This window comes from Rhizorhabdus antheiae (assembly GCF_049889055.1).
Lineage (GTDB): Bacteria > Pseudomonadota > Alphaproteobacteria > Sphingomonadales > Sphingomonadaceae > Rhizorhabdus.
In genome coordinates, this window is sequence record NZ_JBLTWO010000001.1 from 504,039 (window position 1) to 529,129 (window position 25,091).

Annotated in this window: 28 protein-coding genes; 9 read left to right on the plus strand and 19 right to left on the minus strand. The window is 64.3% G+C overall.

What is annotated here, in order from left to right; genetic code table 11:
* Positions 1 to 11 precede the first annotated feature (11 nt).
* The 4 genes from ACNI3R_RS02300 to ACNI3R_RS02315 are packed head-to-tail and all read right to left on the minus strand — an operon-like array spanning position 12 to position 3,434.
* Positions 12 to 527: an aromatic-ring-hydroxylating dioxygenase subunit beta gene (locus ACNI3R_RS02300; protein ID WP_426179563.1), complete on the minus strand. Its 516-nt coding sequence runs from the start codon at positions 525 to 527 to the stop codon at positions 12 to 14.
* A complete protein-coding gene (locus tag ACNI3R_RS02305) occupies positions 524 to 1,777 on the minus strand; it encodes an aromatic ring-hydroxylating oxygenase subunit alpha (RefSeq protein WP_426179565.1) in 1,254 nt (417 codons plus the stop codon). The genes ACNI3R_RS02300 and ACNI3R_RS02305 overlap by 4 nt, the downstream gene beginning before the upstream one ends.
* On the minus strand, positions 1,774 to 2,319 hold the full coding sequence (locus ACNI3R_RS02310; RefSeq protein WP_426179567.1) for a nuclear transport factor 2 family protein: 546 nt from the start codon (positions 2,317 to 2,319) through the stop codon (positions 1,774 to 1,776). Before ACNI3R_RS02310 ends, ACNI3R_RS02305 begins: the two co-directional genes overlap by 4 nt.
* Positions 2,316 to 3,434, minus strand: a complete 1,119-nt coding sequence (locus ACNI3R_RS02315; protein WP_426179569.1) for an amidase — start codon at positions 3,432 to 3,434, stop codon at positions 2,316 to 2,318. The genes ACNI3R_RS02310 and ACNI3R_RS02315 overlap by 4 nt, the downstream gene beginning before the upstream one ends.
* A gap of 96 nt (positions 3,435 to 3,530) precedes the next feature.
* Between ACNI3R_RS02315 and ACNI3R_RS02320 the strand changes: the two genes are divergently transcribed.
* On the plus strand, positions 3,531 to 3,998 hold the full coding sequence (locus ACNI3R_RS02320) for a MarR family winged helix-turn-helix transcriptional regulator (protein ID WP_426179570.1): 468 nt from the start codon (positions 3,531 to 3,533) through the stop codon (positions 3,996 to 3,998).
* On the opposite strand, the gene ACNI3R_RS02325 is transcribed toward ACNI3R_RS02320, so the two are convergent.
* From ACNI3R_RS02325 to ACNI3R_RS02360, 8 genes are read right to left on the minus strand one after another with little or no spacing between them, the layout of a single operon-like run.
* Positions 3,967 to 5,244 carry an MFS transporter gene (locus ACNI3R_RS02325; RefSeq protein WP_426179571.1) on the minus strand — a complete coding sequence of 426 codons (1,278 nt, stop codon included), beginning with the start codon at positions 5,242 to 5,244 and terminating at the stop codon, positions 3,967 to 3,969. The genes ACNI3R_RS02320 and ACNI3R_RS02325 overlap by 32 nt on opposite strands.
* Before the next feature lie 2 nt (positions 5,245 to 5,246).
* A complete protein-coding gene (gene pcaD, locus ACNI3R_RS02330) occupies positions 5,247 to 6,047 on the minus strand; it encodes a 3-oxoadipate enol-lactonase (RefSeq protein ID WP_426179572.1) in 801 nt (266 codons plus the stop codon).
* Entirely contained in the window at positions 6,044 to 7,246 is a 1,203-nt protein-coding gene (gene pcaF, locus ACNI3R_RS02335; protein ID WP_426179574.1) for a 3-oxoadipyl-CoA thiolase, read from the minus strand. The genes pcaD and pcaF overlap by 4 nt, the downstream gene beginning before the upstream one ends.
* The gene (locus ACNI3R_RS02340) at positions 7,243 to 7,890 is read right to left on the minus strand and encodes a 3-oxoacid CoA-transferase subunit B (protein ID WP_426179576.1); all 648 of its coding nucleotides are present in this window, start codon (positions 7,888 to 7,890) and stop codon (positions 7,243 to 7,245) included. Before ACNI3R_RS02340 ends, pcaF begins: the two co-directional genes overlap by 4 nt.
* Positions 7,887 to 8,597 carry a CoA transferase subunit A gene (locus tag ACNI3R_RS02345; RefSeq protein WP_426179578.1) on the minus strand — a complete coding sequence of 237 codons (711 nt, stop codon included), beginning with the start codon at positions 8,595 to 8,597 and terminating at the stop codon, positions 7,887 to 7,889. The genes ACNI3R_RS02340 and ACNI3R_RS02345 overlap by 4 nt, the downstream gene beginning before the upstream one ends.
* Positions 8,598 to 8,612: 15 nt before the next feature.
* Positions 8,613 to 9,503 carry a dioxygenase family protein gene (locus tag ACNI3R_RS02350; protein WP_426180250.1) on the minus strand — a complete coding sequence of 297 codons (891 nt, stop codon included), beginning with the start codon at positions 9,501 to 9,503 and terminating at the stop codon, positions 8,613 to 8,615.
* Between the two features lie 32 nt (positions 9,504 to 9,535).
* Positions 9,536 to 9,826, minus strand: a complete 291-nt coding sequence (gene catC, locus ACNI3R_RS02355) for a muconolactone Delta-isomerase (RefSeq protein ID WP_426179580.1) — start codon at positions 9,824 to 9,826, stop codon at positions 9,536 to 9,538.
* 5 nt (positions 9,827 to 9,831) lie between these two features.
* Positions 9,832 to 10,992 carry a muconate/chloromuconate family cycloisomerase gene (locus tag ACNI3R_RS02360; protein WP_426179581.1) on the minus strand — a complete coding sequence of 387 codons (1,161 nt, stop codon included), beginning with the start codon at positions 10,990 to 10,992 and terminating at the stop codon, positions 9,832 to 9,834.
* Between ACNI3R_RS02360 and ACNI3R_RS02365 the strand changes: the two genes are divergently transcribed.
* The 7 genes from ACNI3R_RS02365 (at position 10,879) to ACNI3R_RS02395 (ending at position 15,779) form a co-directional block, all read left to right on the plus strand.
* The gene (locus ACNI3R_RS02365) at positions 10,879 to 12,018 is read left to right on the plus strand and encodes a LysR family transcriptional regulator (protein WP_426179583.1); all 1,140 of its coding nucleotides are present in this window, start codon (positions 10,879 to 10,881) and stop codon (positions 12,016 to 12,018) included. The two genes, ACNI3R_RS02360 and ACNI3R_RS02365, sit on opposite strands and share 114 nt — an antisense overlap.
* A gap of 65 nt (positions 12,019 to 12,083) precedes the next feature.
* On the plus strand, positions 12,084 to 12,506 hold the full coding sequence (locus tag ACNI3R_RS02370) for a c-type cytochrome (protein ID WP_426179584.1): 423 nt from the start codon (positions 12,084 to 12,086) through the stop codon (positions 12,504 to 12,506).
* Between the two features lie 32 nt (positions 12,507 to 12,538).
* Positions 12,539 to 13,678 (plus strand): amine dehydrogenase large subunit, encoded by a 1,140-nt coding sequence (locus tag ACNI3R_RS02375; RefSeq protein ID WP_426179586.1) that lies wholly within the window; start codon positions 12,539 to 12,541, stop codon positions 13,676 to 13,678.
* The gene (locus ACNI3R_RS02380) at positions 13,678 to 14,202 is read left to right on the plus strand and encodes a MauE/DoxX family redox-associated membrane protein (RefSeq protein ID WP_426179588.1); all 525 of its coding nucleotides are present in this window, start codon (positions 13,678 to 13,680) and stop codon (positions 14,200 to 14,202) included. Before ACNI3R_RS02375 ends, ACNI3R_RS02380 begins: the two co-directional genes overlap by 1 nt.
* Positions 14,199 to 14,831: a methylamine dehydrogenase accessory protein MauD gene (gene mauD, locus ACNI3R_RS02385; RefSeq protein ID WP_426179590.1), complete on the plus strand. Its 633-nt coding sequence runs from the start codon at positions 14,199 to 14,201 to the stop codon at positions 14,829 to 14,831. Before ACNI3R_RS02380 ends, mauD begins: the two co-directional genes overlap by 4 nt.
* Entirely contained in the window at positions 14,828 to 15,346 is a 519-nt protein-coding gene (locus ACNI3R_RS02390; protein ID WP_426179591.1) for a methylamine dehydrogenase light chain, read from the plus strand. Before mauD ends, ACNI3R_RS02390 begins: the two co-directional genes overlap by 4 nt.
* 4 nt (positions 15,347 to 15,350) lie before the next feature.
* Positions 15,351 to 15,779, plus strand: coding sequence for a c-type cytochrome (locus ACNI3R_RS02395; protein ID WP_426179593.1), 429 nt, complete (start codon positions 15,351 to 15,353; stop codon positions 15,777 to 15,779).
* Positions 15,780 to 15,882: 103 nt separating this feature from the next.
* On the opposite strand, the gene ACNI3R_RS02400 is transcribed toward ACNI3R_RS02395, so the two are convergent.
* The 6 genes from ACNI3R_RS02400 to ACNI3R_RS02425 form a co-directional block, all read right to left on the minus strand.
* Positions 15,883 to 16,158, minus strand: coding sequence for a hypothetical protein (locus tag ACNI3R_RS02400; RefSeq protein WP_426179595.1), 276 nt, complete (start codon positions 16,156 to 16,158; stop codon positions 15,883 to 15,885).
* Positions 16,159 to 16,239: 81 nt separating this feature from the next.
* Entirely contained in the window at positions 16,240 to 16,914 is a 675-nt protein-coding gene (locus ACNI3R_RS02405; RefSeq protein ID WP_426179597.1) for a TetR family transcriptional regulator, read from the minus strand.
* Positions 16,880 to 17,923 (minus strand): phosphotransferase enzyme family protein, encoded by a 1,044-nt coding sequence (locus ACNI3R_RS02410; RefSeq protein ID WP_426179598.1) that lies wholly within the window; start codon positions 17,921 to 17,923, stop codon positions 16,880 to 16,882. The genes ACNI3R_RS02405 and ACNI3R_RS02410 overlap by 35 nt, the downstream gene beginning before the upstream one ends.
* Positions 17,924 to 17,937: 14 nt before the next feature.
* Positions 17,938 to 19,218, minus strand: a complete 1,281-nt coding sequence (locus ACNI3R_RS02415) for an aspartate aminotransferase family protein (RefSeq protein ID WP_426179599.1) — start codon at positions 19,216 to 19,218, stop codon at positions 17,938 to 17,940.
* Positions 19,208 to 20,521 (minus strand): amino acid permease, encoded by a 1,314-nt coding sequence (locus tag ACNI3R_RS02420; protein WP_426179600.1) that lies wholly within the window; start codon positions 20,519 to 20,521, stop codon positions 19,208 to 19,210. The genes ACNI3R_RS02415 and ACNI3R_RS02420 overlap by 11 nt, the downstream gene beginning before the upstream one ends.
* Complete coding sequence (locus tag ACNI3R_RS02425; protein WP_426179602.1) at positions 20,518 to 21,645, minus strand: MFS transporter; 1,128 nt, start codon at positions 21,643 to 21,645, stop codon at positions 20,518 to 20,520. The genes ACNI3R_RS02420 and ACNI3R_RS02425 overlap by 4 nt, the downstream gene beginning before the upstream one ends.
* A 145-nt stretch (positions 21,646 to 21,790) precedes the next feature.
* On the opposite strand from ACNI3R_RS02425, the gene ACNI3R_RS02430 reads away from it, so the two are divergent.
* Positions 21,791 to 22,594 (plus strand): SDR family NAD(P)-dependent oxidoreductase, encoded by an 804-nt coding sequence (locus tag ACNI3R_RS02430; RefSeq protein ID WP_426179603.1) that lies wholly within the window; start codon positions 21,791 to 21,793, stop codon positions 22,592 to 22,594.
* 74 nt (positions 22,595 to 22,668) lie between these two features.
* Here ACNI3R_RS02430 and ACNI3R_RS02435 read toward each other — a convergent pair whose 3' ends face one another.
* On the minus strand, positions 22,669 to 24,882 hold the full coding sequence (locus ACNI3R_RS02435; RefSeq protein WP_426179604.1) for a TonB-dependent receptor: 2,214 nt from the start codon (positions 24,880 to 24,882) through the stop codon (positions 22,669 to 22,671).
* Positions 24,883 to 25,091: the final 209 nt, after the last annotated feature.

Genomic DNA, 25,091 nt, shown 5'->3' on the forward strand with positions numbered 1-25,091 from the left:
TTGTTCCCCCTTCAGAGAAGATAGCCGATGCCGTGCTGGAAATCGTCGCAATTGATCAGCGTGACGATCTTGTGATCGAGCTTCAGCCCGTCGGGCGTCGCGACGATACGATAGTCGACATCGCCCGCCAGCGTGCGCATCCTTTCATACTTATACTCGACGAGGATCATCGCGGCGCGCAGCCTGAGCGCCCCCTCTTCCTGCGCAACGGGAACGAAGCGCGAAACGGTGCGCACTGTGCGCGCCGGCGGCGCCGAGGACATCGAAAAACCCGACAGCAAGCGCTTGATCCGCGCCTGACGCATTTCCGCACCATCGTTCACGATGTTGAGGCTGTCGTCATAAGAGGCCAGGCCGCGCTCCGTCGGAATGACGTAGCGACCATCTGCGGTCCAGAGCGGCAGCCATTTCTTATACTCAAGCCGGTCGAGGATGTCGGCTTCGGCCCAGATGAACTGGATCGCATCCTGCAGCGACGGGGCGTCCACCGCATCCGTGCGGCTAAGGGGTTCAGCGAGCGTGCTCACGCGGTCATCATCCTTTTCCACATTTGATAGGCGGCGCGCATGCCCGTCTCGGCGCTGACGTCGCCCGCTGCATGGCCCGGCGCGGCGACGCCCTCAGGGGCATCGACGCCGCGGTTGACCATGATCCAAAGCTTCTCCCCAGCCTCGGCGCCGCGCTGGACGCGCTCCCAGCCCTCGGCATCATCGGGGGTTCCGAAGCCCATCGGGCCCTGGAAATGCTCATGCAGGCGCAACCGCATTCGGTTGGCAGCCGCCGGCCCCCCATCCATGCCGATCGCGACATGGGTGATCTCGGTCTCATCGACCTCGACCGGGCGCAGCACCCGAAAGAAGGCCATCGAACAGGCAATGTTCGGAAACAGGTTCAGGTTGAAACCCGATCCACCAACGGCGCGAACGATCCGCCGGATCTGGGCGTCGGGCAAGCCTTCGGCAGCCAGTGCATCGGCCAGTTCCTGGAAGCGCTGCGGAATGGGCGCGTCCAGGCCTTCTTCCAGATCGATCAGATCGGGGATCATCACCATCACGCTGTGGCCATTGCCGAGATCCTCGACCCAACCGCCCTGACCGAGCACGTCGAACACATTTTCGGCCTCCGCATCGAGCGAGTCGAGGAAGGTCTTATGGACGATCGGGAAATGATAGGCGTCGGTGGTATTTTCGAGCTGTATCTTCCAGTTGCCGCGAAAGCGGAAGCGGTGCTCGCCCAGCGTTTTCACAGCGTAGCCGCCGCCCTGCTTCATGAACAGGTCGATCCACTTCTTGGCGCCACCCAGAAATTCGACGAGCGGCTCGATATCGTCTCGATAGGTGGCGAAGATCATGCCGTTATATTGTTCGGTGCGTAGCGAGACCAGCCCGAGTTCCGACTGTTCGAGCCCCTCACCATAGCCGCTCAGATGCGGCACCTTGCGCAGGGCGCCATCCACTTCATAGCTCCACCCATGATAGGGGCAGACAAAGACGCTGGCCTTGCCCTTGCGCTTTTCGCAGATCGTCGCGGCGCGGTGCCGACAGCGGTTCAGCAAGGTGTGGATCTTTCCCTGCTTGTCGCGGGTGACGATCACGCGCTCGCGGCCGACATGCGAGGTCTTGAAGCTGTTGCCGGTCGGAATGTCGCTCTCATGCGCGACCCAGACCCAGGTGTTCTTGAAGATGCGGTCCATCTCTTCCTCGAAGATGGCCGGGTCGGTATACATCGGAGTCAGGACGCGATCGTCCCGCACCAGCGTGGCGAAATCTGTGCTCATGATGGCTCCCTCGGCGAGCGGTCGGCTTCAGGTACGGAAATCGGGGCGGCGTCGGACCAATGGTCGACGTCGCGGGCGAAGAGGTTTTCGGTGATGAAATGCGCGATGCGCCAGGCACCGTCCTCCACCGTACAGTGAATGGTCAACGCCGCCGATCGGAGATCGGATCGACCATCGCGATAGGTCGACGTCTGCAGCATCGACCATTGTCCGACGGCAGCATCCGGACCTTCGACGACGATCGTCTCGCTCGACAGGAAATGAGCGTTCATCGCGAAATGAGCGACCGGCGCGGCGTAACTGCCGAGCATCGCTACGATCGCGCCACGGCCTTCATGGCGGCCGAACGCCTGTTCGTAGCGACCCCGACCTTCCCACAGCGCGTTGCGTGTGAAGCACAGGCCGAGCGCCTCGAGCGACGTATCGGGGCCAAGCGTGTCGCATAGACGAAAATAGCGCATCACCACGGCCCGCACGTCGTGTTCGGCACGGAGCCGCGCGAGCTCGGATCGCAGGGCGGCGATTTCGTCCTTGTCGGTCATGCCGCATCCACCGTGACGCGATGCGCGACGGCGCACAAAGCTTCGTCGCCGAGCATTGCGCCGACAAGCTGGATCGACGCGGGTTTGCCGCCGGGACCGTCGATCGGAATGCTCAGAGCCGGATGTCCGGTGACGTTGAACGGCCGGATCAGCGAGGTCAGCCGCAGCATTCGCGCGGCATCCCCAAGATCGTCTAGCGCCGGCGGTATGGCCGGCAATGTCGGCAGAACGAGCGCATCGACGTCCGCCAGCACGGCATCGACCTTCGCCCGGAAACTCTCGCGCACCGTCTCGGCGGCCGCCACCTGATCCGGCGTCACGCTCGCGGCCGCCCGGATGCGGGCCTGCACATCGGCGCCCATGCGCGGGTCCTCCGCCAGCGGGCCGAACAACGCCCACATCTCCGCTGCCATGATCGCAATGCCGGCCTGAAAAGCCTCCTGCAGGCCATCGAGATCGACATCTATCAGCGTGACGCCGGGCCGCTGGAGCGCTCCGCGGACAGCCTCCACGATCTCGGGATCGGCATCGGTTTCGACCCAGCCGAGCCGCACCGCCGAGGGGACTGCCTCGGCCTCGAACCCCGGGTCGATCAGCGCCATACCAGCTTCCAACCCGGCGACATCGCGGGCGAAGGGACCCACGCAATCGAGGCTCGACGAGACCGGCGTGCATCCGCGCCGGCTGACCCGGCCAAAGCTGGGCTTCAGGCCAAACACCCCACAGCAGGCGGCCGGCATCCGGATCGAACCACCGGTGTCGGTGCCGATCGCGATATCGGCGAGCCCTGCGGCGACCGCAGCGGCCGAGCCGCTCGACGACCCGCCGGGAATGAGGTCGGGGTAGCGGCTGTTGAGCGGCGTGCCGAGCCAGCGATTCACGCCGGTCACGCCATAGGCCAGTTCGTGCATGTTGGTCTTGCCGACGATCTGCCCACCCCGCGCGAGAATCGTTTCGACCACATCGGCATGGCGCGTCGCGGGGGCAATGTCGGCCAGCGCCTCGCTGCCGGCGCGGGTGGGCCAGCCGGCGATGTCGATGCAGTCCTTGACGGCGACGGTGGGCCCATCGCTTCCCAGGCGGAATTGCTCGACGAAGATCGCGTCCTTTGCCATTGCCCTCTGCCCAGAATGAATAGTCACGCTGGATAGCATGTTAGGTTGAATATTCAACTCAATTTTGATGATGCGTCCGGAAAGGCAGGAACGGAAATGAGCGGATCGGCGGAACGCAACCTCAGCTATCGCAGCTGGCCCTTCTACTGGCTCGCCCGCGCCAGCGGCCGCTATCGCGCGCGCATGGAGGACATGCTGCGCCCGACCGGCCTGGACATGCCGCGCTGGCGCGTACTGATGACGCTGCACCAGGACCGCGTGGCCAGCGTCAGCGAGATTGCATCCCATGCGATTGAGAAGCTGCCGACCATGACCAAGATCATCCAGCGCATGGAAGCCGACGACCTCGTTCGCCGCCAGCCGCGTCCTGGCAAGGAACGCGTGATGGAAGTGGTGCTGACCGAGCAGGGCGAAGTTGCAGGCGACATCGCTTGGCGGTCAGCAACCGCCCTCTACGATCAGGCTTTCGCCGGAATGAGTGCGGAAGAAATCGACCAGCTGACGGCGCTGCTCGAACGGGTCGCGGAAAATCTCAAGACGACGGCGTCGGCCGAGCCGTCCTGATCATCGCGACCGATACGAAGCTGATCAGGCACAGGCCCGCCAGATAGAGCGCAATCGGCACCGGAGAGCCGTAGCGCGCGAACAAGGCTGCCGAGACGAGCGGAACCATCCCCACCACCACTGCCGCGACCTCGTGAACGAAGGCGAGTCCGGAATAGCGCACCTCGCCCTCGAACATCTCGCTGTAGAGCGCGGGCTGCACGCCGATCATCGCGGCGTGACACAAGCCATTACCGACGACGAAGGCGGCGAGGATCAGCGGCGGCGATCCCGATCCCAGCATCAGCAGAAAGGGATAGGCAAAGGCGGCCATTGCAGCGAGCCCCGCCATATAGACAGGACGTCGGCCCACGCGATCGGACAATAGTCCGAACAGCGGCATCATCGCACTGTTCGATACCATGCCGATCATGACGCCGATCAGGAGCAGGTCGGTCGAAGCGCCGACCGACGCTCCATAGACCAGCGAGAAGGTGATCAGCAGCTGCGATCCGCCATTTTCCCCAAGCCGCGCACCGATCCCCAGCAACAGCGCGCGCGGATAGCGCCGCAGCAAGGTGACGAGCGGCATCGCTCGATGGGCGGCGTCCGGCGACTGCGGCGCCGTTTCCGCCACCCGCTTTCGGATGAAGATACCCGCTGCGAGGATCGCGATGCTGCCGACGAAGGGCAGACGCCAGCCCCAGCTGTAGAAATCCCCCTCGGGCAGTTGGCGCACCAGATAGAAAGCCAGCGACGAAATGACGAAGCCCAGTCCGACCCCCGCCTGGCTCCAGGCACCGAAGAAGCCGCGCCGATGGGACGGCGCGTTCTCCGTGATCATCAGCACGCCTCCGCCCCATTCGCCCCCTGCTGCCACGCCCTGAGCCAGCCGCAGAAGGACCAGCAGCGCGGGCGCCCACCAGCCGATCCGGTCATAGGTCGGGAGCAGGCCCATGGCGAAGGTGGCGACGCCCATGATCGACAACGTCCAGATCAGCGCCGCCTTGCGGCCGTAGCGATCCCCGACATGGCCGAAGATCAGCCCGCCGACGGGCCTGCCGATGAAGCCCACAGCATAGACCGAGAGCGCGGCCAGAGAGGCCGCTGTCTTGTCCGCGGTCGGAAAGAATAGCCTGTTGAATACCAGCGCCGCAGCGGCGCTGAACAGGAAGAAGTCATACCATTCGAGCGCGTTGCCGGCGAGCGAACCGATCACCGCGCGGCGGGTGCGGCTGCGGTCCACGACCTGGATCGCACCTTCCACCGTCAGGCGGCTTCGACATGGCCACAGAAGGCGAGCACCGCCTGGGCGAAAGCCTCCGGCTGCTCGACGTTCGACAGGTGGGCGGCGGCGAGCACGCACAGTTCGGCACCCGCTATGCCACCGGCCAGAAGCTGCGAATGCTCGATCGGGGTAGCCGGATCGGCATCTCCCGCTATCACCAGCGTGGGCACGCGGATCAGCGACAGCAATGGGCGCTGATCCATGTCGCGGATCGCGGCACAGCAACCGGCATAGCCCTGCGCCTCGGTGTTCTGCAGCAGGCGGCGGACCGCATCGAGTTCGGCGCCCGACTCCGCGCGGAAGCCGGCCGTGAACCAGCGCTCGAGCACAGGCTCCACCATTGCCCCCATGCCGGAGGCATGGACGGCGCGGATCCGGTCGTCCCATCCCGAAGGCGGGCCCATATAGGCAGAGGTGTTGGCAAGGATCAGTCGTTCGAGCCGCTCGGGCGCCCGCCAGCCGAGCCACTGCCCGACCATACCGCCCTTGGAGAGACCGCAGAAGCTGAACCTGTCGATGTGGAGCGCGTCGGCAAGTTCGATCACATCCCGGCCTAGCCGATCCATCGAATAGCTGCCTTCCGGCGCATCGGAACGGCCATGGCCCCGGCTGTCATAGCGCACGACACGGAAATGCCTCGCGAAACGGTCCATCTGCGCATCCCACATCGCCATGGCGGTACCCAGCGAGTTGGACAGGATGAGGACCGGCGCGTCTGCCGGCCCATCGATGCGATAGGCGATCCCACAGCCATCGCCCACGACGATGCGTCTTTCGGTCATAGTCTCTCCACTGCGAGCGACAGCCCCTGTCCGACCCCGACGCACAGCGTCGCAAGGCCAATACGGCCGTTTCCGCGCTCGAGCCGATGAACGAGCGCCTGAACGATCCGCGCGCCCGACATGCCGAGCGGATGGCCGAGAGCGATCGCGCCGCCATGTCCGTTCACGCGTTCATCGGCGTCTTCGACATGCAGGCCGCGCAGCACCGCGAGGCCCTGGCTCGCAAAAGCCTCGTTGAGCTCGATGGTATCGATGTCGCCGATTTTCAGACCGAGCCGGGACATCAGCCGCTCGGTCGCAGGCACCGGGCCTATACCCATGACGCGCGGCGCGACGCCAGCGCTCGCCATGCCGAGGATCCTTGCCCGTGGCGTGAGGCCGTGACACTTCACAACCGTCTCGCTTGCGATGATCAGAGCGGCAGCGCCGTCGTTCACGCCCGAGGCATTGCCTGCCGTGACCGTGCCGTCGGGCCTGACGATCGGCTTGAGTTTGGCCAACCCCTCGGCACTCGCGTCGACGCGCGGATGCTCGTCGCGATCCACGACAATGTCACCCTTGCGGCCTGTCACGCGGACGGGAACGATCTCCGCAGCCAGCACGCCCTCGGCCTGCGCCTTGGCGGTTCTTTGCTGGCTGCGCAGCGCGAACGCGTCCTGGTCCTCGCGTGAGATGCCATAGTCCTGCGCGACATTCTCACCGGTCTCGGGCATGGAGTCGACGCCATATTGGCGCTTCATGGCCGGATTGACGAAGCGCCAGCCGATGGTCGTGTCGTACACGGCATTGTCGCGCGAGAAGGCGCTCATGGCCTTCGGCATGACGAACGGCGCGCGGCTCATACTCTCCACGCCGCCGGCGATGATCAGATCGGCGTCTCCCGCACGGATCGCCCGCGCTGCGGAGCCGACCGCGTCGAGGCCGGAGGCGCAAAGGCGGTTCACCGTCGATCCGCCGACGCTGTCAGGCAGGCCGGCGAGCAGCGCCGCCATCCGCGCGACGTTGCGATTATCCTCGCCCGCCTGGTTGGCGCAGCCGAGGATGACGTCGTCGATCGCGGCCGGGTCAAGCGAGGCGTTACGCTCGATCAGCGCACGCAGCGGGATCGCTGCGAGATCGTCGGCGCGGATGCCGGACAGGCTGCCGCCATAGCGCCCGATCGGCGTCCGTATCGCATCGCATATGAACGCCTCGGTCATGCTGCCAAGGCCCCTTCGACCGTCGCAGCGGTCTTCTCGCGCAGTTCGGCCTCGCTTACGCCTGGAGCCAGTTCGACCAGCCTGAACGCACCGGCACCCTTGTCGACCTCCAGAACCGCAAGGTCGGTGATGACGAGATCGACCACTCCGGCACCGGTCAGCGGCAGGGTGCAGCGGTCGAGCAGTTTGGGCGATCCGTCCTTGGCAACATGGTCCATGACGACAACCACGCGCTTCACGCCGGCGACGAGGTCCATCGCGCCACCCATGCCCTTCATCATCTTGCCTGGGATCGTCCAGTTGGCGAGGTCGCCATTGGCCGCGACTTCCATTGCCCCGAGCACCGTCAGGTCGATATGGCCCCCACGGATCATCGCGAAGCTGTCGGCGGAGGAGAAGAAGCTCGACGTCGGCAGCGCGGTGATCGTCTGCTTACCGGCATTGATCAGGTCCGGGTCGGCCTCGCCCTCGAAGGGAAAGGGTCCCATGCCCAGCATACCATTTTCCGACTGCAGCGTGACGTGCATGCCTTCAGGAATGAAATTCGCCACCAGCGTCGGTATGCCGATGCCCAGATTGACGTAGAAGCCTTCGCGCAGTTCCTTCGCCGCGCGCGCGGCCATCTGATCGCGGGTCCAGCTCATTGCGCGCCCTCCTTCGGCCGGGTGGTGAGCTTCTCGATCCGCTTCTCGTTGATCGTGCTCAGGACGATGCGGTCGACATAGATTCCCGGCGTGTGGACATGATCGGGATCGAAGCTGCCGTCTTCGACGATCTCCTCGACCTCGGCGACGGTCACGCGGCCCGCTGTCGCCATGTTCGGGTTGAAGTTGCGCGCGGTCTTACGGAACATCAGGTTCCCCGCGCTGTCCGCGCGCCACGCCTTCACGATCGCGAGATCGGCGCGCAGCCAGGTTTCGCGGACATACTCCTCGCCCTCGAACGTCTCGACCGGCTTGCCCTCGGCGACGATCGTGCCGACACCGGTCTTGGTATAGAAGGCCGGAATACCCGCGCCGCCCGCACGAATCCGCTCGGCGAGCGTCCCCTGGGGGGTGAGTTCGAGCTCCAGTTCGCCAGACAGATAGAGCTGCTCGAACAGCTTGTTCTCACCGACATAGGACGAGACCATCTTCCGGATCTGCCGGCTTTCCAGGAGCATCCACAAGCCGAAGCCATCGGCACCGCAATTGTTGGACACCACCGTCAGCCCTTTCACCCCGGATCGGCGGATCTCGGGGATCAGGCTTTCGGGATTGCCCGACAGGCCGAAGCCCCCGGACATGATCGTCATGCCGTCGAACAGCAGCCCGTCGAGCGCAGCGGCGGGATCGGAATAGATCTTGTTCATCCAGCCGTCCGATCCTCAAGCACTGGCACGGACGCGCGAGGAGAAGGCCTCGTCGTCTGCGGCGACAGCGCGCTGCAGAGTGAAGTCGAACGCGATATGCGCGGTGTCTCCCTGACGGTTCGGGACGGGCAGCAGGCCTTCACGGGTACCGAAGGCGAAGTCGTCGGCAGCAAAGGGATCGTCGCCGAAATTGATCTGCGTGGTCAGCGTCCGATAGCCGGGCGCTTCGACGAAGAAATGGACGTGCGCAGGGCGGTTGCCGTGACGGCCCAGGGCCTGCATCAGTTGGTCGGTGGCCCCCTGCGGCGGCACGCTGTAGCCGTTCGGCATCTTGGAATGGAAGGCATAGCGGCCGTCCGCGCCGAGCTTGATGCGGCGGCGGTTGTTGAACGGGGTCTGCTCGCCGGTCGGATCGAAATGCGAATAGAAGCCCTTCGAATTGGCATGCCAAACATGAAGAATGGCGTTGGGAACGGCTTCCCCGTCCGGCCCCTGGATGCGGCCCGACATGTAAAGCGTGCCGGTGTCGTCGGCGTCGCTGGTCAGATTGGCGTCATTCTCCACCAGCGGCGCGTTCTCGACATAAAGCGGGCCTTCGATCGTGCGCGGCGTACCGCCGTCACGTCCGGCTTCCTTGTCCTTCGCGTCCATGTAGAGGTCCAGGAAATGCTCGATGCCGACGCCGGGCACGATCAGGCCGAATTCGCCCGCCCCCTTCTGGAGGAAAGCGATCGCCTGCCAGAACTCGCTCTCGCTGATGTCGTGCTTGACGATCAGTTCCATGGTCGACTGGAGCCAGTCGCGCATGATCGCCTTCAGCCGCGCATTGCCACCTGCGACCGAGGTGCCGCTTGCACGATCGAGCAGGTCCTGCACGGCCGGGGTCTTAACGAAGTCCACGTTCATCATCCGTCTCCTGTGATTCGGTTCTGGGGGGATCAGCGGTCGTCGTCGTGAAGCGACGAGGGATGGCGGCACAAGGCGGTCACCCGCATATCCATGAAGGGATAGAGAGGCAGGCTCGTCAGGATGTCGTGCAGCGCCGCATTGCTCTCGACATCGAAGATGCTGACATTGCTGTAATGGCCGACAACACGCCAGATATGGCGCCACGTGCCCGCGCGCTGCAGTTCCTGGAATCGCTCCTTCTCGGCCAGCTTAAGCTGGGCGAAGCGCTCGGCGTCGTAGTCGAGCGGGACATTCACGTCCATTTCCACCATGAAGAGCATAGGGTTCAGCCTTTCTGAGACGATGCGATACTGATCGTCGGACGGGGCTCCGCGTCGCGGCGGAGAAAGGAAATGCGATCCTCGTCGAGGGCAATGCCCAGGCCGGGACCGGAGGGCACCGCCAGCGCGAAGTCGCCATAAGCGAGCGGGGTTTCGAGGATCTCTTCGGTCAACAGCAGCGGCCCGAACAGTTCAGTGCCGAACGCAAGCGTGTCGAAGGTCGCGAAGACATGCGCGGAGGCGATGGTGCCGACACCCGCCTCGAGCATCGTTCCACCGTAGAGCGCGACGCCCGCGGCATCGGCAATCGCCTGAACGGCCTTGGCCGCGACGAGGCCGCCGGACTGTTCGATCTTCACCGCGAAGACATCGGCCGCACCCCGCACCGCATGGTCATAGGCATCGACCGGACCGCGCAGCCCTTCGTCGGCCATGATCGGGATGACGCCCGCAGCGCGGAGCCGCTCCATGCCCGCACGATTGTTGCGCGAGATCGGTTGCTCGACCAGGTCGCAGCCGACGTCCGCCAGCATCTTCATGCCCTTCAGTGCCGTCGTTTCGTCCCATGCCATGTTGACGTCGACCCGGATCGAGGCCCTGCCCCCCAGCGCCTTCTTGATCGCCCCGACGTGAGCAACGTCTTCGACGACCGGCCGCTTGCCGATTTTGAGCTTGAAGGCATTGTGCCGACGGCCGTCGATCATAGCCTCGGCTTCGGCGATGTCCTTGGCGGTGTCGCCGCTTGCCAGCGTCCACAGCACCGGAAGGCTATCCCGTCGGCGTCCGCCGAGAAGTTCGCTCACTGGCAGGCCGGTGCGCTTGCCCTGCGCATCCAGCAACGCCGTCTCGATTGCTGATTTCGCGAAATGGTTGCCGACGATCGACTTGGCGAGCGCCGCCATGATCGAAGCCGGTCGGGCCGCATCCCCGGCGAGCAGGATCGGCGTGAAATAGGTATCGATCGCCAGTTTGATGCCTTCGGGGCTTTCGTCCCCATAGGCCAGACCGCCGATCGTGGTCGCCTCGCCGATACCTGTCACACCGTCGGCGCAATGCAGCCGCACGAGGCAAAGCGTCTGGCGGTACATGGTGGTCATTGCGAGAACGTGCGGACGAATTGTCGGCACATCGACGATCAGGGTTTCCACCCGTTCGACGGCAATCATGCGTGCTCCCCTACCCAAGATACCTGGGTGGTATCGGTGCTGCCCGAATGTTACAAAGACTTGATAAGTCTTTTTCGATACCCCAGAGATATTCTCATGGAGCTAAGGCATTTGCGCTACTTTCTGGCGGTCGCCAAGGAACGCAATTTTACGCGCGCGTCCGAAGCGCTCGGCATCGCCCAGCCCCCGCTCAGCCGGCAAATCCGGGAATTGGAGGAAGATCTCGGGCAAACCCTGTTCGACCGCGAGAGCCGGCCCGTCGCGCTGACCGACGCCGGCCGTCTTCTGCTCGACCATGCGGAACGGGTGATGAACAGCGTAGGTCAGTTGCGAACCGCGATGAAACTGCATGCCGAGGGCAGTCGCCGCCGTTTCATCATCGGCTTCGTCGGATCGACGATCTACGGTCCGGTCCCCGACCTGATCCGCCATTTCCGCGAGGCCGCCCCAGAGGTCGAGGTCGATCTGATCGAGATGAACACGGTGTCCCAGATTGCCGCGCTCAAGGATGGCCGGATCGATGCGGGGTTCGGCCGGCTGCCGATCGAAGATGGCGCGATCCGCCGCCATCTGATCACACGCGAGCGCCTGCTGATGGCCTTTCCGGCAGGCCATCCGCTGGCGCTGCGCAACGGGCAACCGATCAGCCTGACCAACATCGAAGGAGAGGCCCTCATCCTCTATCCCAGCGAGCCGCGTCCAAGCTATGCGGATCAGCTGCTCGGCATACTGAAGGACCATGACATTCGCCCTGGCCCAACCCGGGAGGTGCGCGAATTGCAGACCGCGCTAGGTCTTGTCGCAGCTGGCGCGGGAATCGCCATCGTGCCAGCCACCGTTCAGCGCCTGCGCCGCGACGACATCATCTATCGACCGATCGTGGAGCGCGAAGCGGTTTCTCCGATCATCGTCAGCTGGCGGATCGGTGACCTGTCGGAACCAATCCGATTGTTCGAACGACTCTGCCGCGAAATTGCTCAGGGCATGGATGCAGCCCCGGCGATGGGGTCGATGGCGATTAGTTGAAATTTCTAGTGACACCTCGATCCGATCGCGATATCTCGATCGAAATTACTTGAAAAGGAAAGCGATTGAGTCGACTTTCCGAAACCGACGATGAGGGTGCTGTCGGAATGGGCCGCGTGCGAACACTCCATTTTCTGTCGATCTTGCTGGGGGCAAGCTCTGCCGCGCCAGTTCTCGCGCAGGACGCGTCTGCGGGCGCCACCATCTTCAAACGGTGCGCGATCTGCCATTCGGTCGATCCCGCCAAGGGCCCGAAGATTGGACCGGCTCTGAACGGCGTCGTCGGTCGCAAGGCCGGCACCGCAGCTGGGTTTGCCTATTCGCCGGCCATGGCAAAGAGCGACATCGTCTGGACGGCAGCCAAGCTCGATGCCTTCATCACGCGGCCTTCGGGGCTGGTACCCGGTAACCGCATGGCTTTTGGCGGCATTCCCGACGCTCAGCAGCGCGCGGACCTGATCGCCTATCTCAAGACTTTGGCCAAGTGATGGGCGAGTATATGCCCAGAGGGAGTCGTGGAATGAAATTCTGGCGCACCGCCCTTCTTGCAACCCTGATCGCGACGCCGGCGATGGCCGAGTTGCAGCCCGAAACCCTTAATGTCGTCGATCTCGAAGCGCGGATGAAGCCGCATTGGGTGTGGGTGAACGATGTTTCGTTCACCCGTCCGCTCGATGGCCGCGCCTATCTGGTCGACGCGGACAGCGGTACGTTCCTCGGCATGGTAAGCGGCGGCTATGTGCAGGGTCCGCTGCAGATCGCGCCCGACGGCAAGCAATTCTCGATGGTATCGACCTATTACTCCCGGGGCACGACCGGTGAGCGAACCGATGTCGTAACTTTCTATGACATCAAGACGCTTGGCCAGACCGGCGAAGTCGTGATCCCGCCCAAGCAGATGAAGGTCCTGCCCCTTCTCGCCCATTCGACGCGGACCGACGACGATCGCTTCCAGCTCGTTACCAATTTCACCCCCGAACAGTCGATTACCGTTGTCGACGTTCAGGCGCGCAAACTGATCGGCGAAACCGAAACGCCTGGATGCACCCTCATCTATCCGGTCAGCGCCCGGCGCTTCATGATGCTGTGCGGCGATGGCTCGATGCAGACTGCGACGCTGTCAGAAACGGGCGCATTGACGCTCGGCAAGGCATCCAAGCCTTTCTTCTCCGAAAAAGACCCGGCGCACGAAAAGCCGGTTCGCCTGTCCCCCACCGAATGGCTGTTCCAGACCTTCGACACCGAAGCGGTGATCGTCGACGGTGCCGGTCCGGTTCCCGTCGTCAAGAAGCGGTGGAGCATGATCGACAAGGACGTCGCGGGCTGGCGCACCGGTGGCGTTCAGCCAATCGCCTATCATGCGCGGAGCAACCGCCTTTACACGCTGATGCATGAGGGCGGGCAGTCTACCCGCCAGGATCCGGGCGTCGAGATCTGGGTGTTCGACGCGACATCGGGCAAAAGGCTGCAGCGCATTCCGATGGATGGCCCGGCGACCGCGATCGCGGTCAGCGAGGACGACCAGCCGCTTCTGTACACGGCGATGTTCACCGTCCCCAAGCTGGTCGTCTATGACGCGGCGACCGGCAGGAAACTCCGCGAGATCGGGGAAATGGGCAACGCGATAACCGTGTTGCAGCCGGCGCCTGCGGCGAAGTGATGATCGATCCGTTCATCGCCTTTTCCGTGCGGGGTGCGCTCGCAGCGCTGATGCTGGCGGCGTGCGTACATAAGCTGCGCGACCTCACCGGCTTCCGCCAGGCGCTGGATGATTATCGGCTGCTCCCGGCGTTCGGTCTGCCTGCCATCGCGCTGCTCCTTCCCCTGATCGAAGGCGCTTCGGCGGTGGCCACGTTGCTCGGGAGCGTTGCCGGTCCGATCGCCATCGCCAGTCTGCTTCTGCTCTACGCGGGCGCGATCGCGATCAACCTCCGCCGCGGACGGCGGACCATCGATTGCGGATGCCTGGCCTTTGGCAAGACCGGCCAGCCGATCCGCGCCGCGATGGTCCTGCGGAATCTGGCGCTAGCTGTCCTGGCGATCCTCGTCGCAACCGCGCCCAGCGGGGGTCGCCCCCTGATCTGGATCGACTGGATCGGGCTCACCTGTACTGTCGCCACCGCCGCGCTTCTCTACGCCATCATGGAGGCCGCCATGCAGACGGCTCGGGAGATCAAACCATGATCATCGCCCTCTCGGTCGCCATCATTGTCCAATGGATACTGATCCTCGCCTTGTGCACAGCGGTGCTGCTGCTCTTTCGCCAGGTCGGGATGCTGCATGAGCGACTCGGTCCCGTTGGGGCGCTGACGCTGCCCGGTGGCGTCGCGGTCGGCGATCATGCGCCGCGCTTCGATCTCGAGGCGCTGGACGGCCGAGCGGTCGCGCTGGGCGGCCAGGATCGAGACGGACGCGACACGCTCCTCTTCTTCCTGTCGCCGCGCTGTTCGATGTGCAAATCGCTGATCCCGATCGTGAAGTCGATCGCGCGTGAGGAGACCGCCTCCTTGCGCGTCGTACTTGCAAGCGATGGCGATGAGCCGCTGCAGCGCGCGATGATCGCGGACGAGAGCCTGGAAGCCTTCCCGCTCGTTCTCTCGACCGATCTGGGCATGGCCTATGCCGTATCGAAGCTTCCCTATGCCGTACTGATCAAGGCCGACGGCCATGTCGCGGCCAAGGGGCTCGTCAACAATCGCGAGCATCTCGAAAGCCTGTTCGAAGCGCGCCGGCGCGGCGTGGCCTCGCTGCAGGAGTTTCTCGAAAAGGGACGCAAGCTCCCGAAGCAGGTTCAGCAGAGGACTGTTGCATGAACAGAATGGACCGAGTGGCCGAATATCTGGCGCGCAGTGCGGCACGACGTCTGTCACGGCGTAGCTTCATCGGCCGTCTGGGCGCGGCGATCACCATCGGCGCGACCCCCTTGCTGCCTATCGCGCGGAGCATCGCCGCGACCACCCCGACACCGCCCCAGCCGGGCGAGTCCGGCGATCCGTCCAGTTGCGACTATTGGCGCTACTGTGCGATCGACGGCTTTCTGTGCAGTTGCTGCGGCGGATCGGCATCGAGTTGCCCACCGGGCACAGAGCCCTCGCCGATCACCTGGATCGGGACCTGCCGCAATCCCGTCGACAACAAGGACTATGTGATCTCGTACAACGACTGCTGCGGCAAGAGCGCGTGCGGGCGGTGCGAATGCACGCGCAACGAGCGCGACATGCCCGTATACCAGCCGTCGGCAGCAAACGATCTCGACTGGTGTCTCGGCACGCAGAACGGTGTCGTCTATAACTGCTCGACGGCCGTCGTGCTGGGACCGGCGGGCTGACAGGATGCGCGCGCTGGTGGCATCGCTGGCGTTCGGCGCGACCGCGCTGACCTGGCTCACTGCGGCCAACGCCCCCGATCCCGAGACGCTGTCACCCCGGATCAACTATATGCTGCACTGTCAGGGCTGCCATCTTCCCGATGGCAGCGGCAAGCCCGGCAAAGTGCCCGACATGCGCGGCATATTGGGACGGTTCGCGCTGCTGCCCGAGGGGCGCGACTATATCGGCCGCGTCCCTGGTGCCGCCAATGCCCATCTGACCGACGCCCAACTGGCGCGGGTCCTGAACTGGCTGATCCCGGAGATGAGCCCCGAGGTAGCAGCGGATTTCACGCCCTATTCGGCCGAGGAAGTCGGGAGGTTGCGGCGCAACCGCCTGCAGGAAGTGCGCGGCGCGCGCGATCGCCTGTTGGCGCAAAGCGCCACGCGCTGACGATCAGAGCTTTTCTACGCTCAACAGTTGGCCTTTCGCGCCGCGTGATAGCGCGCGTCTGCGGTCGCTCGGCCGCCGGTTCCACCGACGGTCCCCTGCAGGTTCAGAATTTGACGGACGCCGAAAGGCCGTAGGATATCGGCTCGCCATAGATTTCGAGCCGGAAGAAGCTGACATTGTTGATGTAGGCCCGATAATCCTTGTTCCAGATATTCCTGCCCCGGGCGGCGATTTCCCAGCCGCCCTCCTTGCTGGCAAGCGTCAGTCGGGCATTCTGGACCCAGTAGGACGGCGCGCGGTCGAAGATCTGGCCGGTCGCCTCAAGGAAACGGTCGCCGACATACTTCAACGACAGCAGCCATTTTGCGCGCCTGTTCAAGCGCCGCTTCGGGACCCCGCCTGCCAGCCTGCGCGCGAGGAACTGAGCCTTCCGGCAGGGCGTCGCCAGCAGCCCGCCTCGCTAAGCGCGCCGCGGAAGATGTCGCGGAAGATAAAGCGCGAGATAGGCGCAGCTCATGCGCTTCGCTTCCTCGACCATCTCGCGCAGCAGCGCGCCGCTTTCGAACAGCGACAGGCCGAACATCAGGTCCGCCGCCTCGACCGCATGAAAGAAGATGCGGCTGCGATCCGGGATGTCAGGAAGGATGAACTGCGCCTCGATCAGGTCTTCGATCAGGCGGCTCGTGTCCATGTCGGCCCGACGGCTGAAGCGCTTTATCAAGGGCGGCGTCTGAGACGACAGCATCAATTGCTGGGCGGCGGGATTGTCCTCGAAGAAGGAGGCGGCGCGATCGATGATCACGCCCATCGCCTCTTCCCAGTCACGAACGCGCGGCAGCGGCTGCTCGATCAACTGCTGCAGTTCACCGTCGAGGATCGCGACCAGCTCGACATAAAGGCCGAGCGCATCCGTGTAGAAATGATAGGCCGAGCTCTTCGGCACATCGGCGTGCGCGGCGATGTCGGCCAGGGTGATCTGACTGCTGTCGCGCTCGCCCAGCAGGATTCGAGCGGAAGCAAGCAGCGTCTCCCGCCGCTTGCGTCCCCGCGCCTGCGTGGCCGGCACGCGGCCGGACTCTTCCGTCACCATCGACCTGTCGTCATGCCGCCCGGCTACCATGGGCGTGCCGGTCAAGATAGCGTCCGGCGACGGTACAGGCACGCTCGACCAGGAAAGGCCCGAGGTCCCTGGCGGTCTGCGTCTCCGGCCGCGTCTGCACCCAGCCGAGATAGGTCGTGCTGCGCAGGAAGAGGAAGAGCGGCAGGCGGCTCTCATGATCGTCGGGAAGCGCCCGAACCGATCGATAGCCGCTGAACAGGGCGCGCTCCATGTTGCCATAGGACGGATGATTGAGGTTGAAATAGAGCGCTGTCGCCAGATCGAACATATGCCAGCCGAAACCGCCATCATCGAAGTCGATCAGCTTCAGTTGCCCGTCCTCGACCAGCAGGTTTTCCGGCACGAAATCGGCATGGATCAGGCCGTAATTGTGCGCGCCCTTGCCGAACTCGGAAAGATCGATCGCCGCTCGGGCACTGGCTTCGGCAAGCAATTCTCTTTGCTCGACCGACAGCATGTCCAGTTCCAGATAGCGGCCCCACAAGGGATCCGACCCGATCAACCCCGCCTCATCCCATGCATGGCGTTCGAAATCGTGCGGCAGCATCATCGCCGCCGCGCGATCGTGCATCGTTGCCGCCAGCGCGCCCGCCGCGAAGAAAAGTCGCTCCGCTTCCGCCGCGCCCAGGCCCAGCCCTTCCTCCGACGAGCCGGCGGGCGTCCCGGACAGCCAGCCCAGCACGTCCACCTGACGCGGCTCGGGAACCCCCGGCCCCGACACCGTCTCGAATATCTCACCCGCCCGGCTTGGCAGGATCGGCGGCACCGCGACCCCCTCATGTCCGAGTGCCTGCATCCAAAGCAGTTCGGACCGGAGCGCGGCATCGCTGTGATAGGCGTGGCGATGAACGCGCACGGCAACGCGCGCGCCATCGTCGCGACGAGCGGAGAAAACGGCGTTCTCGCGATATTTGATCAGATGGATATCGTGGAAGCTGCCCGGCCAGCGGTCCAGCGCGACGCGGGCGAGGTCGGCGAGGCGCTTGGCCTGCACTTCATCGCTGAGCTTATAGAAATCGGTCATCAAGAGTCCCTCGATCACAATGCGCCAAGCGCATCGTCGAGCACCCTCAGCAGCAGGTCGGCATGCTCCTGGGCGAACACCATCGGCGGGCGCATCTTGAGAATATTGTCGTGGCGCCCGATCCGACTGATCAGCACGCCATTGTCGCGCATGATGTTCATCACGCGCTTCGTCTCCGCCGTCGCAGGCGAGCGATCGGCATCGCCATGGACGAGTTCCAGCCCAAAGAAGAGCCCGCGTCCGCGCACATTGCCGACGATCGCATGTTTGTCGGCAAGCCTGTTGAGACCTTGCTGCACATAGGCCCCGACGGTCCGCGCATTGTCCAGGAGCTTCTCCTGTTCGAGGACATCGAGCACCGCCATGCCGGCGGCGGCGGAGACAGGATTGCCACCGAAGGTATTGAAATAGGTCGCCGCCAGCCCGAAGCTGTCGACGAGATCCGTGGGCGCGACCAGACCTGCGATCGGATGGCCATTGCCCATCGGCTTGCCCATGGTGACGATGTCGGGGGTGACGCCGGTCAGCTGGTGACCCCACATCGTGCCGGTACGGCCGAAGCCCGCCTGGACCTCGTCGCAGATGAACAGACCGCCCGCCGCGCGGACGATCTCGACTGCCTTGGCGACATAGCCGGGCAGCGGCCCCGGAAGGCCTTCGTTCGCGAACAGCGTGTCGATCAGGAAGGCGGCAACCTGGATGCCGTCCGCCTGCAGCGACTTGACCGCAGCGTCGACCTGCGCCGCGAAATGATCGGCAAGCTCCTCGTCGCTCCGCCCCTCGCGGTCGCGCCAGGGATCGGGGATCGCCACCTTGCGCGCGAACTGTGGAAAGGGTTCGGGCACCGGAAAGCAGGTCGTTACCGCAGCCAGCGTTTCCGAATTGCCGTGATAGCTGAAGTCACTCACGATCACGCCGGTGCCGCCGCTGCGGTAGCGCGCCATCCGCAAAGCCAGCTCGTTCGCCTCGGTACCCGAACAGGTCAACACCGCGCTCGACAGTCTCGGAGCGAAGGTCGTCGTCAACCGCTCGGCATAGGCGACGACATTTTCATGAAGATAACGCGTGTGAATATTGAGCGTGGCCGCCTGCCGCGCGATCGCATCGACGACATGGGGGTGGCAATGGCCAACATGCGGGACGTTGTTGTAAACATCGAGATAGTCGCGACCGTCGATGTCGGTCAGCCAGACCCCGCGTCCCTTCACGAGGTGAACCGGCCGTTCGTAGAAAAGTGGGGCGTTGCGGCCCAAGACGCGATAGCGGCGCTCGAGCAGCGCTTGTTCAGACGACATCGACGGTCCTTTCGAAGGGTATGACCGCGCGATGGCGGCGCAGAAGATGCGTGCCGGCGGCACAGCCGATCAGCAGGCCCAGGCCGATCAGCACGCGCGGATCGGCGCGAAAACAGGCGAGGAACAGGGTGATGGCGAGCGCCAGACACAGGCCCGCCAATCCGACGCCGCCCCAGGCACGAAACGGGCGAGCGAGGTCGGGGCGTGTCCGGCGCAGCCGGACGAACGCTGCCAGCAGGACGATGTAGGAAGCGCTGAGCGACAGCACGACCGCGAGCAGAATGCGGTCGGGTGGCACCGCCGAGGCGGCGAGCCCGATCGAGCCGACCAGCAGCAACGCCAGGTGCGGCGACCCGAACCTGTTGGTGCGGGCAAGCGGTGCGATCATGAAGCCGTCTCGGGCCAGTGCGAACAGCTGGCGCGATGCGGCGTAGATCAGCGAGAACAGCGTCGCGATCAGGCCCAGTATCCCGCTCAGTCCGACGCCGACGATCACCCAGTGCGGTACTCCCGCCGGCACCCCCGCCAGCGCGGCATAAAGCGGGTCGGCTGCGGTCCCGATCCGCTCGATGCCACCAGCCCCGGCGCCAAGAACGAGCACGCCCAGCCCCGAGATCAGCAGGGTCGCGACTGCGGCGATGATGCCCCGGGGCATGTTGCGCGCGGGATCGTCGACGTCTTCGGACGCTGCAGCCGACTGCTCGACCGAGATGAACAGCCAGATCGCGTAGGGGATGCAGGCGAATATGCCCGCCGGATCGACGTGCAACCGCTCTCCCGCACGGACCAGATTGGCGGAGTCGAAGTGCGGCATCATCGCCACGTCGAACAGCAGGAGCCCCGCCACAGCGAGCGCGCCCGCCGCCATCATCATCCGCATCGCCTCTCCTGCGCCGCGCAGATGCAGGGTCAGGATTGCAGCGAAGAGCACAAGCTTCAGCGGCCAGCCGCCGAAGCCCAGGACATGGCTGGCATAGGCCGATACGAACTCGGCCGCTGCCCCCGTTCCAATCGACAGTGCCACGAAAACCGCGCAGCCGACGGCCGATCCGACCAGTGGCCCGAACGCATCCGCGCAATAGACATAGAGCCCGCCTGCATGCGGACGCGCGGCGGAGAGTTCGGCAAGGCACAGCCCGAGCCCGAAACAGAGCAGCGCCATCAGCAGCGTGGCCGCGACCATATTGCCCCAGCCCGAAGCGGCCAGCCCATAGTTCCAGCCCGAAAACTGGCCCGCAACGACCAGGGCCACGCCAAGGCCAGCGACATGGGACCAGCCGAGGCGCGCGCGGACGACCGTCATGGCCGCACCGCGCGCGCCGTGCGGTCGAGCCGCGTCAGAACGGGCAGCAGGATCAGTGCTGCGACGAGGTTGATCGCCAGGGCGGGCAGGGCCAGCCGGGGGAGGTTGCCGAGCGTGCCGAACAAGGCCGCTCCGAAGGCATAGGGAATCAGCGAGAAGCCCTGGAGGAAAGCCGCGACACGCCCGCCGGGATCGAGCATCGATGCGAGCCCGAAGAAATAGCTGTTCAGCGCCATCTGGATCAGGCCAAAAGCCAACATACCGATGACGAACATCCGCGCGCTGCCGCCGCCCAGGGCAAGCGCATAGGCGATCGACGCGATCGCCATCGTCACCATCGTCGGGATGGTCCGACCCGGCCGCGTTCCGATCCAGGCGACCAGGGAGGAGCCAATCACCGTCATGAGGGTGGTCGCGCCCAGCACCGCCCCGACCCCCGCCGGGGATAATCCGACCGCGACCGCGCGCCGCTCGCAAAAGGAGTAAACGCCGCCGTAGAGCGGGAAGGCGATCGCCATCGCCAGCATCACGATCGCGACCATCCCCCAGGGCGTCTTCGAACCGGCCGTCCCCGCTGCTTCATCGACGACATGGTCACCGACGAACAGCAGCGCCGGTGAGACGAGCAGCGCCATCATCGCGAGCGCCAGGAAGGCAGCGCCGATGCCATGTTCGCCACCGATGATCGGCACTGCGAACAACAGCATCGCGAAGGCGATCGTGGCTGCCGCATAGATGCTGCCATAGATCCGGTCGGGATCGGTCATGCCGGCAATCCGCATCGCCATGCCCGCGAGCAGTCCGCCCGATCCGATCCCGCTGACCAGCGCGAAGAGCGCAAAGGCGGAGAAATCCCCGGCAACGGCGAAACCTGCATAGCCCGCAACGAGCAGTGCCGCGAACAGACAGAGCGGCGCCCGTCCGCGAAAGCGGTGCAGCAGGCCGGGCAACAGCATCGACGCCGCAGCGACGGCGCCGACCGAGATCGTACCGATCCAGCCCGCTTGTTCGGAGGACAGTGCCGCACCGTCCATCGCACCCCCGATCAGGATCGGCGTGGTCATCATCGGGTACATGCCCAGAAAGGTGCCGCCCGTCAGCGGCGCAATATCTACCCAACGCATTTCCGCCCCTCACCCCATGAGTCGCGGATGACGATAAGGTAATTTGTACCAAGGTCCAATTAAAACTGGATTATTCAATGAATATTCGTCAGAATCGTTCAATCAGGCTATTTTAAGCCGACCATATTCTGTTTTGGAGAAAGGCATGGGAATCGAGTCGGACAAGCCGGTGGTTCTGGTGACGGGCGGCGGCAGTGGCATCGGCGCCGCGGCCGCCCGCCGGCTGGCCAAGGACTGGCAAGTGGTCATTTGCGGTCGGCGGCGTGAGCCACTGGAGGCGGTCGCCGTGGAAACGGGCGCGGCGGTCTTCACCGCCGACGTCGGTGATCCAACCGCCGCTGCGGGGATCATCGCGGATATCGTCGCACGCTTCGGACGCCTCGACGGCCTCGTGCTCAACGCCGGCATTCTGATCAATGCACCATATGGGGAAATGAGCCTGGACGCCTGGAACCAGCAGATCGCGATCAATCTGACGGGCCCCTTTGTGATGACGCAGGCCGCCCTTCCCCACCTGCTCGCCACCAAGGGTGCGGTCGTTTCGATCACCTCAGTCGGTGGACTGCAGACGGGGCCGGGCCTCGCCGCCTATTCGGCATCCAAGGCCGGACTCCAGTTGATGACCCAGGCCCTCGCTTATGAACATGCCCGCGACGGGCTGCGCGCCAATATCGTCGCTCCCGGCTGGATCCGCACCGAAATGGGCGATGAGGAGATGGAGACGATGCACATCGCCGACGATCTCGAGGGCGCCTATGCCAAGGTCAGCGAGCATGTTCCTGCTCGCCGCGCCGGCAGTTCGAACGAGGCCGCCGAGGCGATCGCCTGGCTGCTCTCGCCCGCAGCGTCCTTCGTCAACGGCGCGGTGCTCGCGGTCGACGGCGGGTCGCTGGTGGCGAATGTGGGCATGACCTTCTTCGACAAGCTGACGGAGCGGTCACAGCATTGACGAGGCGGGTCAGCGCGACCTGCGAGAAAGGGCGACCCGGGCGGGCCGCCCTTTTTCATGCCGGATGGATCAGATCAGATATGCCGCGTGACGCTCGCGCCGAACCAGCGCGGGCGGGCATAGGTCTGCTGGGTGAATCCAAACGGTCCCGACAGATCGAGATTGTAGAGCTTGTAGCGCTTATCCGTGAGGTTGGAGACGAAGGCTGCCAGGTCCCACCTCTTGTCATCGGACGCGTAGCTGATGCGCGCGTTGCCGACGATGCGTCCCGCCTGCCGGTCGACCGGCGCATTGAAGGTCGAAAAATATTGAGCGCTGTCATATTTCCAGTCGGTCTGGAAGGCGAGGGTCCAGTCCGCCAGCGGAATCTCATAGCGGACGAGGCCACCCACGCTGAGTTTCGGCGCCTGCGGCATGCGCGTATCGGCCACGCGGCCACCCGGGAGCTTCACGCCCTTAACCTTGCTGTCGAGATACGTTCCGAAGGCCGAGAGAAAGAGGCCGTCGACGGGGCGCGTGTTAAACTCGGCTTCAAGACCCTTGATGGTCGCATCCTTGTTGCGGACCGCGAGCGCGATGCCGACCAGCTCGAACGCCTGATAGTCCTGATAGTCATAATAGAAGGCGGAGAAATTGAGATGCGTGCCACGGCCGAGGGTGAGCTTCACGCCGCCTTCATAATCGGTCAGCACCTCCTCCTTGAACGGGATCGTGGACAGATCGCCGGGGTTGAATGCGGGGGTGCCAAAACCGCCACCCTTGATGCCGCGATTGACGTTGGCATAGATCAGCGTGTCGTCGTTGGGCTTGAAATTGATGCCGATCTTGCCCGAATAATCTTTGAAGACCTGGCGAGCGAGCTTGCCGACGCTGGCGCGGTTGAAGGTGAAATCGACCACGCCATTTTCCATATGGGTGAAATCGAGAGTCTTGCGGTCATAGGAATAGCGCGCACCGCCGATGAGACTGACCTTATCAGTCACCGCATATTCGAGCTGGCCGAAGGCTGCGAAGGACGTCGTCTTAAGACGACCGCCATAGACCTCGTCGAGCCCGATCGCGGAGAGATCGGTGTTATAGTCGTTGTCGCTGACGATCTTGATCGCATAGCCGCCGACGACCCAGTTCAGCCGACCGCTGTCGCCCGACAGGCGCAGCTCCTGAGAATATTGGTCGAGATTCTGCGCCGTGGAATATAGAAATATGGGCGCCGGCGACATGTCGCCATCCTCGCCGTAGCGCTTCTTCAGATATTGATAGTCGCTGATCGAGGTCAGCGTGGCTCCACCGAGGTCCTGCTCGTAGCGCAGCGTACCGCTCCAATAGGTGCGACTGAAATTGTTCGGACCACTGAATGCGACCTTGAAGGGGTTGGACCCGGGCTGGACATAGCCGAACAGGTCGCAACCGTTGCACGTCCCAAAGGGATTCTCGTTCGGGCCGACATATTCGCCGAGCCCGTCAGCATTGGCGACCGCCGTACGGTGGCTGTAGAGGCCGCCATTGCGCTCGTCGTCGTTGCGCATGCCCTGAATCTTCAGGTTGAAGGATCCGCTGTCGCCGACGTCGCCTGCAAGCTGGAAACGGCCCGCATAGAAGCGGGCATTGCCGATGTCCTTGCCGATCGCGTTCTTGATGTAACCGCCGCGATGCTCTGTTGTGAACGACAGGCGCGCACGTAACGTCTCGCTTAGCGGGCCGCTGACGGCACCTTCGGTTGCAATCTGTCCATAGCTCCCGCCCGTAACCGTCAGAAAGCCGGACAGGTCCCGCGTGGGCCTGGCGGAGACGATCTGAACGAGGCCGCCCGTCGCGTTACGCCCAAACAGCGTGCCCTGCGGTCCGCGCAGCATCTCGATGCGCTCGAGATCGAAGGTCTGGCCGGCGATTGCGCCCAGCGCGCTGACATAGACTTCGTCATTATAGAAGGCGATCGGCGCCTCCTGGGTGTCGGCGAAGTCGTTCTGCGACACGCCGCGAATGTTGAAGACGGTGGTCGTCGGGCTATAGGACAGGACCTGCAGGCTCGGAAGCTTTGCGGCGAGCGCGGAGACATCCTGGCGGCCGAGATCCGCCAGACCTTCGCGGCCCAGCGCACTGATCGCGACGCTGACCTTCTGGATGCTCTGCTCGCGTTTCTGCGCGGTGACGACGATATCGCCCATGCCGTCCTCGACCACTTCCGCAGGCGGCGGAGCCGCTTCCTGCGCCAGGGCGAGCGCGGGCAGACCCGCCAGCATCGTCGCTCCCGCCAGTAGGTGGCACACCCTTTTGTAGGACTGACCCATCGTAGTTCTCCCTCTTACTTTGTTCGCTCCTCCCAGGAGCTTTTGTCGTTATCGGTCTTTCCGGATGCTCAGCGCCCGTGGCGGCAGTGATCGACGGTGATGACAGCCACCGCGATCGAACCCGCCAAGCCCGTACACTGCGTGCGAAAACCAAGCCCTGTCCCGCTCCCGACGCGAGAATAGTTGAAAAACCAAGTAAATCGCCGATC

What these genes read in the sequence shown, in the direction of transcription:
- ACNI3R_RS02375 (WP_426179586.1), top strand. Translation starts at nt 12,539, where the DNA reads ATGAAATTCTGGCGCACCGCCCTTCTTGCAACCCTGATCGCGACGCCG.
- ACNI3R_RS02340 (WP_426179576.1), bottom strand. Translation starts at nt 7,890, where the DNA reads ATGAGCTGGACCCGCGATCAGATGGCCGCGCGCGCGGCGAAGGAACTG.
- ACNI3R_RS02435 (WP_426179604.1), bottom strand. Translation starts at nt 24,882, where the DNA reads ATGGGTCAGTCCTACAAAAGGGTGTGCCACCTACTGGCGGGAGCGACG.
- ACNI3R_RS02350 (WP_426180250.1), bottom strand. Translation starts at nt 9,503, where the DNA reads ATGAACGTGGACTTCGTTAAGACCCCGGCCGTGCAGGACCTGCTCGAT.
- ACNI3R_RS02390 (WP_426179591.1), top strand. Translation starts at nt 14,828, where the DNA reads ATGAACAGAATGGACCGAGTGGCCGAATATCTGGCGCGCAGTGCGGCA.
- pcaD (WP_426179572.1), bottom strand. Translation starts at nt 6,047, where the DNA reads ATGACCGAAAGACGCATCGTCGTGGGCGATGGCTGTGGGATCGCCTAT.
- ACNI3R_RS02315 (WP_426179569.1), bottom strand. Translation starts at nt 3,434, where the DNA reads ATGGCAAAGGACGCGATCTTCGTCGAGCAATTCCGCCTGGGAAGCGAT.
- ACNI3R_RS02360 (WP_426179581.1), bottom strand. Translation starts at nt 10,992, where the DNA reads ATGATTGCCGTCGAACGGGTGGAAACCCTGATCGTCGATGTGCCGACA.
- ACNI3R_RS02320 (WP_426179570.1), top strand. Translation starts at nt 3,531, where the DNA reads ATGAGCGGATCGGCGGAACGCAACCTCAGCTATCGCAGCTGGCCCTTC.
- mauD (WP_426179590.1), top strand. Translation starts at nt 14,199, where the DNA reads ATGATCATCGCCCTCTCGGTCGCCATCATTGTCCAATGGATACTGATC.
- ACNI3R_RS02380 (WP_426179588.1), top strand. Translation starts at nt 13,678, where the DNA reads ATGATCGATCCGTTCATCGCCTTTTCCGTGCGGGGTGCGCTCGCAGCG.
- ACNI3R_RS02365 (WP_426179583.1), top strand. Translation starts at nt 10,879, where the DNA reads ATGCAGCCGCACGAGGCAAAGCGTCTGGCGGTACATGGTGGTCATTGC.
- ACNI3R_RS02345 (WP_426179578.1), bottom strand. Translation starts at nt 8,597, where the DNA reads ATGAACAAGATCTATTCCGATCCCGCCGCTGCGCTCGACGGGCTGCTG.
- ACNI3R_RS02420 (WP_426179600.1), bottom strand. Translation starts at nt 20,521, where the DNA reads ATGACGGTCGTCCGCGCGCGCCTCGGCTGGTCCCATGTCGCTGGCCTT.
- ACNI3R_RS02305 (WP_426179565.1), bottom strand. Translation starts at nt 1,777, where the DNA reads ATGAGCACAGATTTCGCCACGCTGGTGCGGGACGATCGCGTCCTGACT.
- ACNI3R_RS02395 (WP_426179593.1), top strand. Translation starts at nt 15,351, where the DNA reads ATGCGCGCGCTGGTGGCATCGCTGGCGTTCGGCGCGACCGCGCTGACC.
- pcaF (WP_426179574.1), bottom strand. Translation starts at nt 7,246, where the DNA reads ATGACCGAGGCGTTCATATGCGATGCGATACGGACGCCGATCGGGCGC.
- ACNI3R_RS02430 (WP_426179603.1), top strand. Translation starts at nt 21,791, where the DNA reads ATGGGAATCGAGTCGGACAAGCCGGTGGTTCTGGTGACGGGCGGCGGC.
- ACNI3R_RS02415 (WP_426179599.1), bottom strand. Translation starts at nt 19,218, where the DNA reads ATGTCGTCTGAACAAGCGCTGCTCGAGCGCCGCTATCGCGTCTTGGGC.
- catC (WP_426179580.1), bottom strand. Translation starts at nt 9,826, where the DNA reads ATGCTCTTCATGGTGGAAATGGACGTGAATGTCCCGCTCGACTACGAC.
- ACNI3R_RS02425 (WP_426179602.1), bottom strand. Translation starts at nt 21,645, where the DNA reads ATGCGTTGGGTAGATATTGCGCCGCTGACGGGCGGCACCTTTCTGGGC.
- ACNI3R_RS02310 (WP_426179567.1), bottom strand. Translation starts at nt 2,319, where the DNA reads ATGACCGACAAGGACGAAATCGCCGCCCTGCGATCCGAGCTCGCGCGG.
- ACNI3R_RS02410 (WP_426179598.1), bottom strand. Translation starts at nt 17,923, where the DNA reads ATGACCGATTTCTATAAGCTCAGCGATGAAGTGCAGGCCAAGCGCCTC.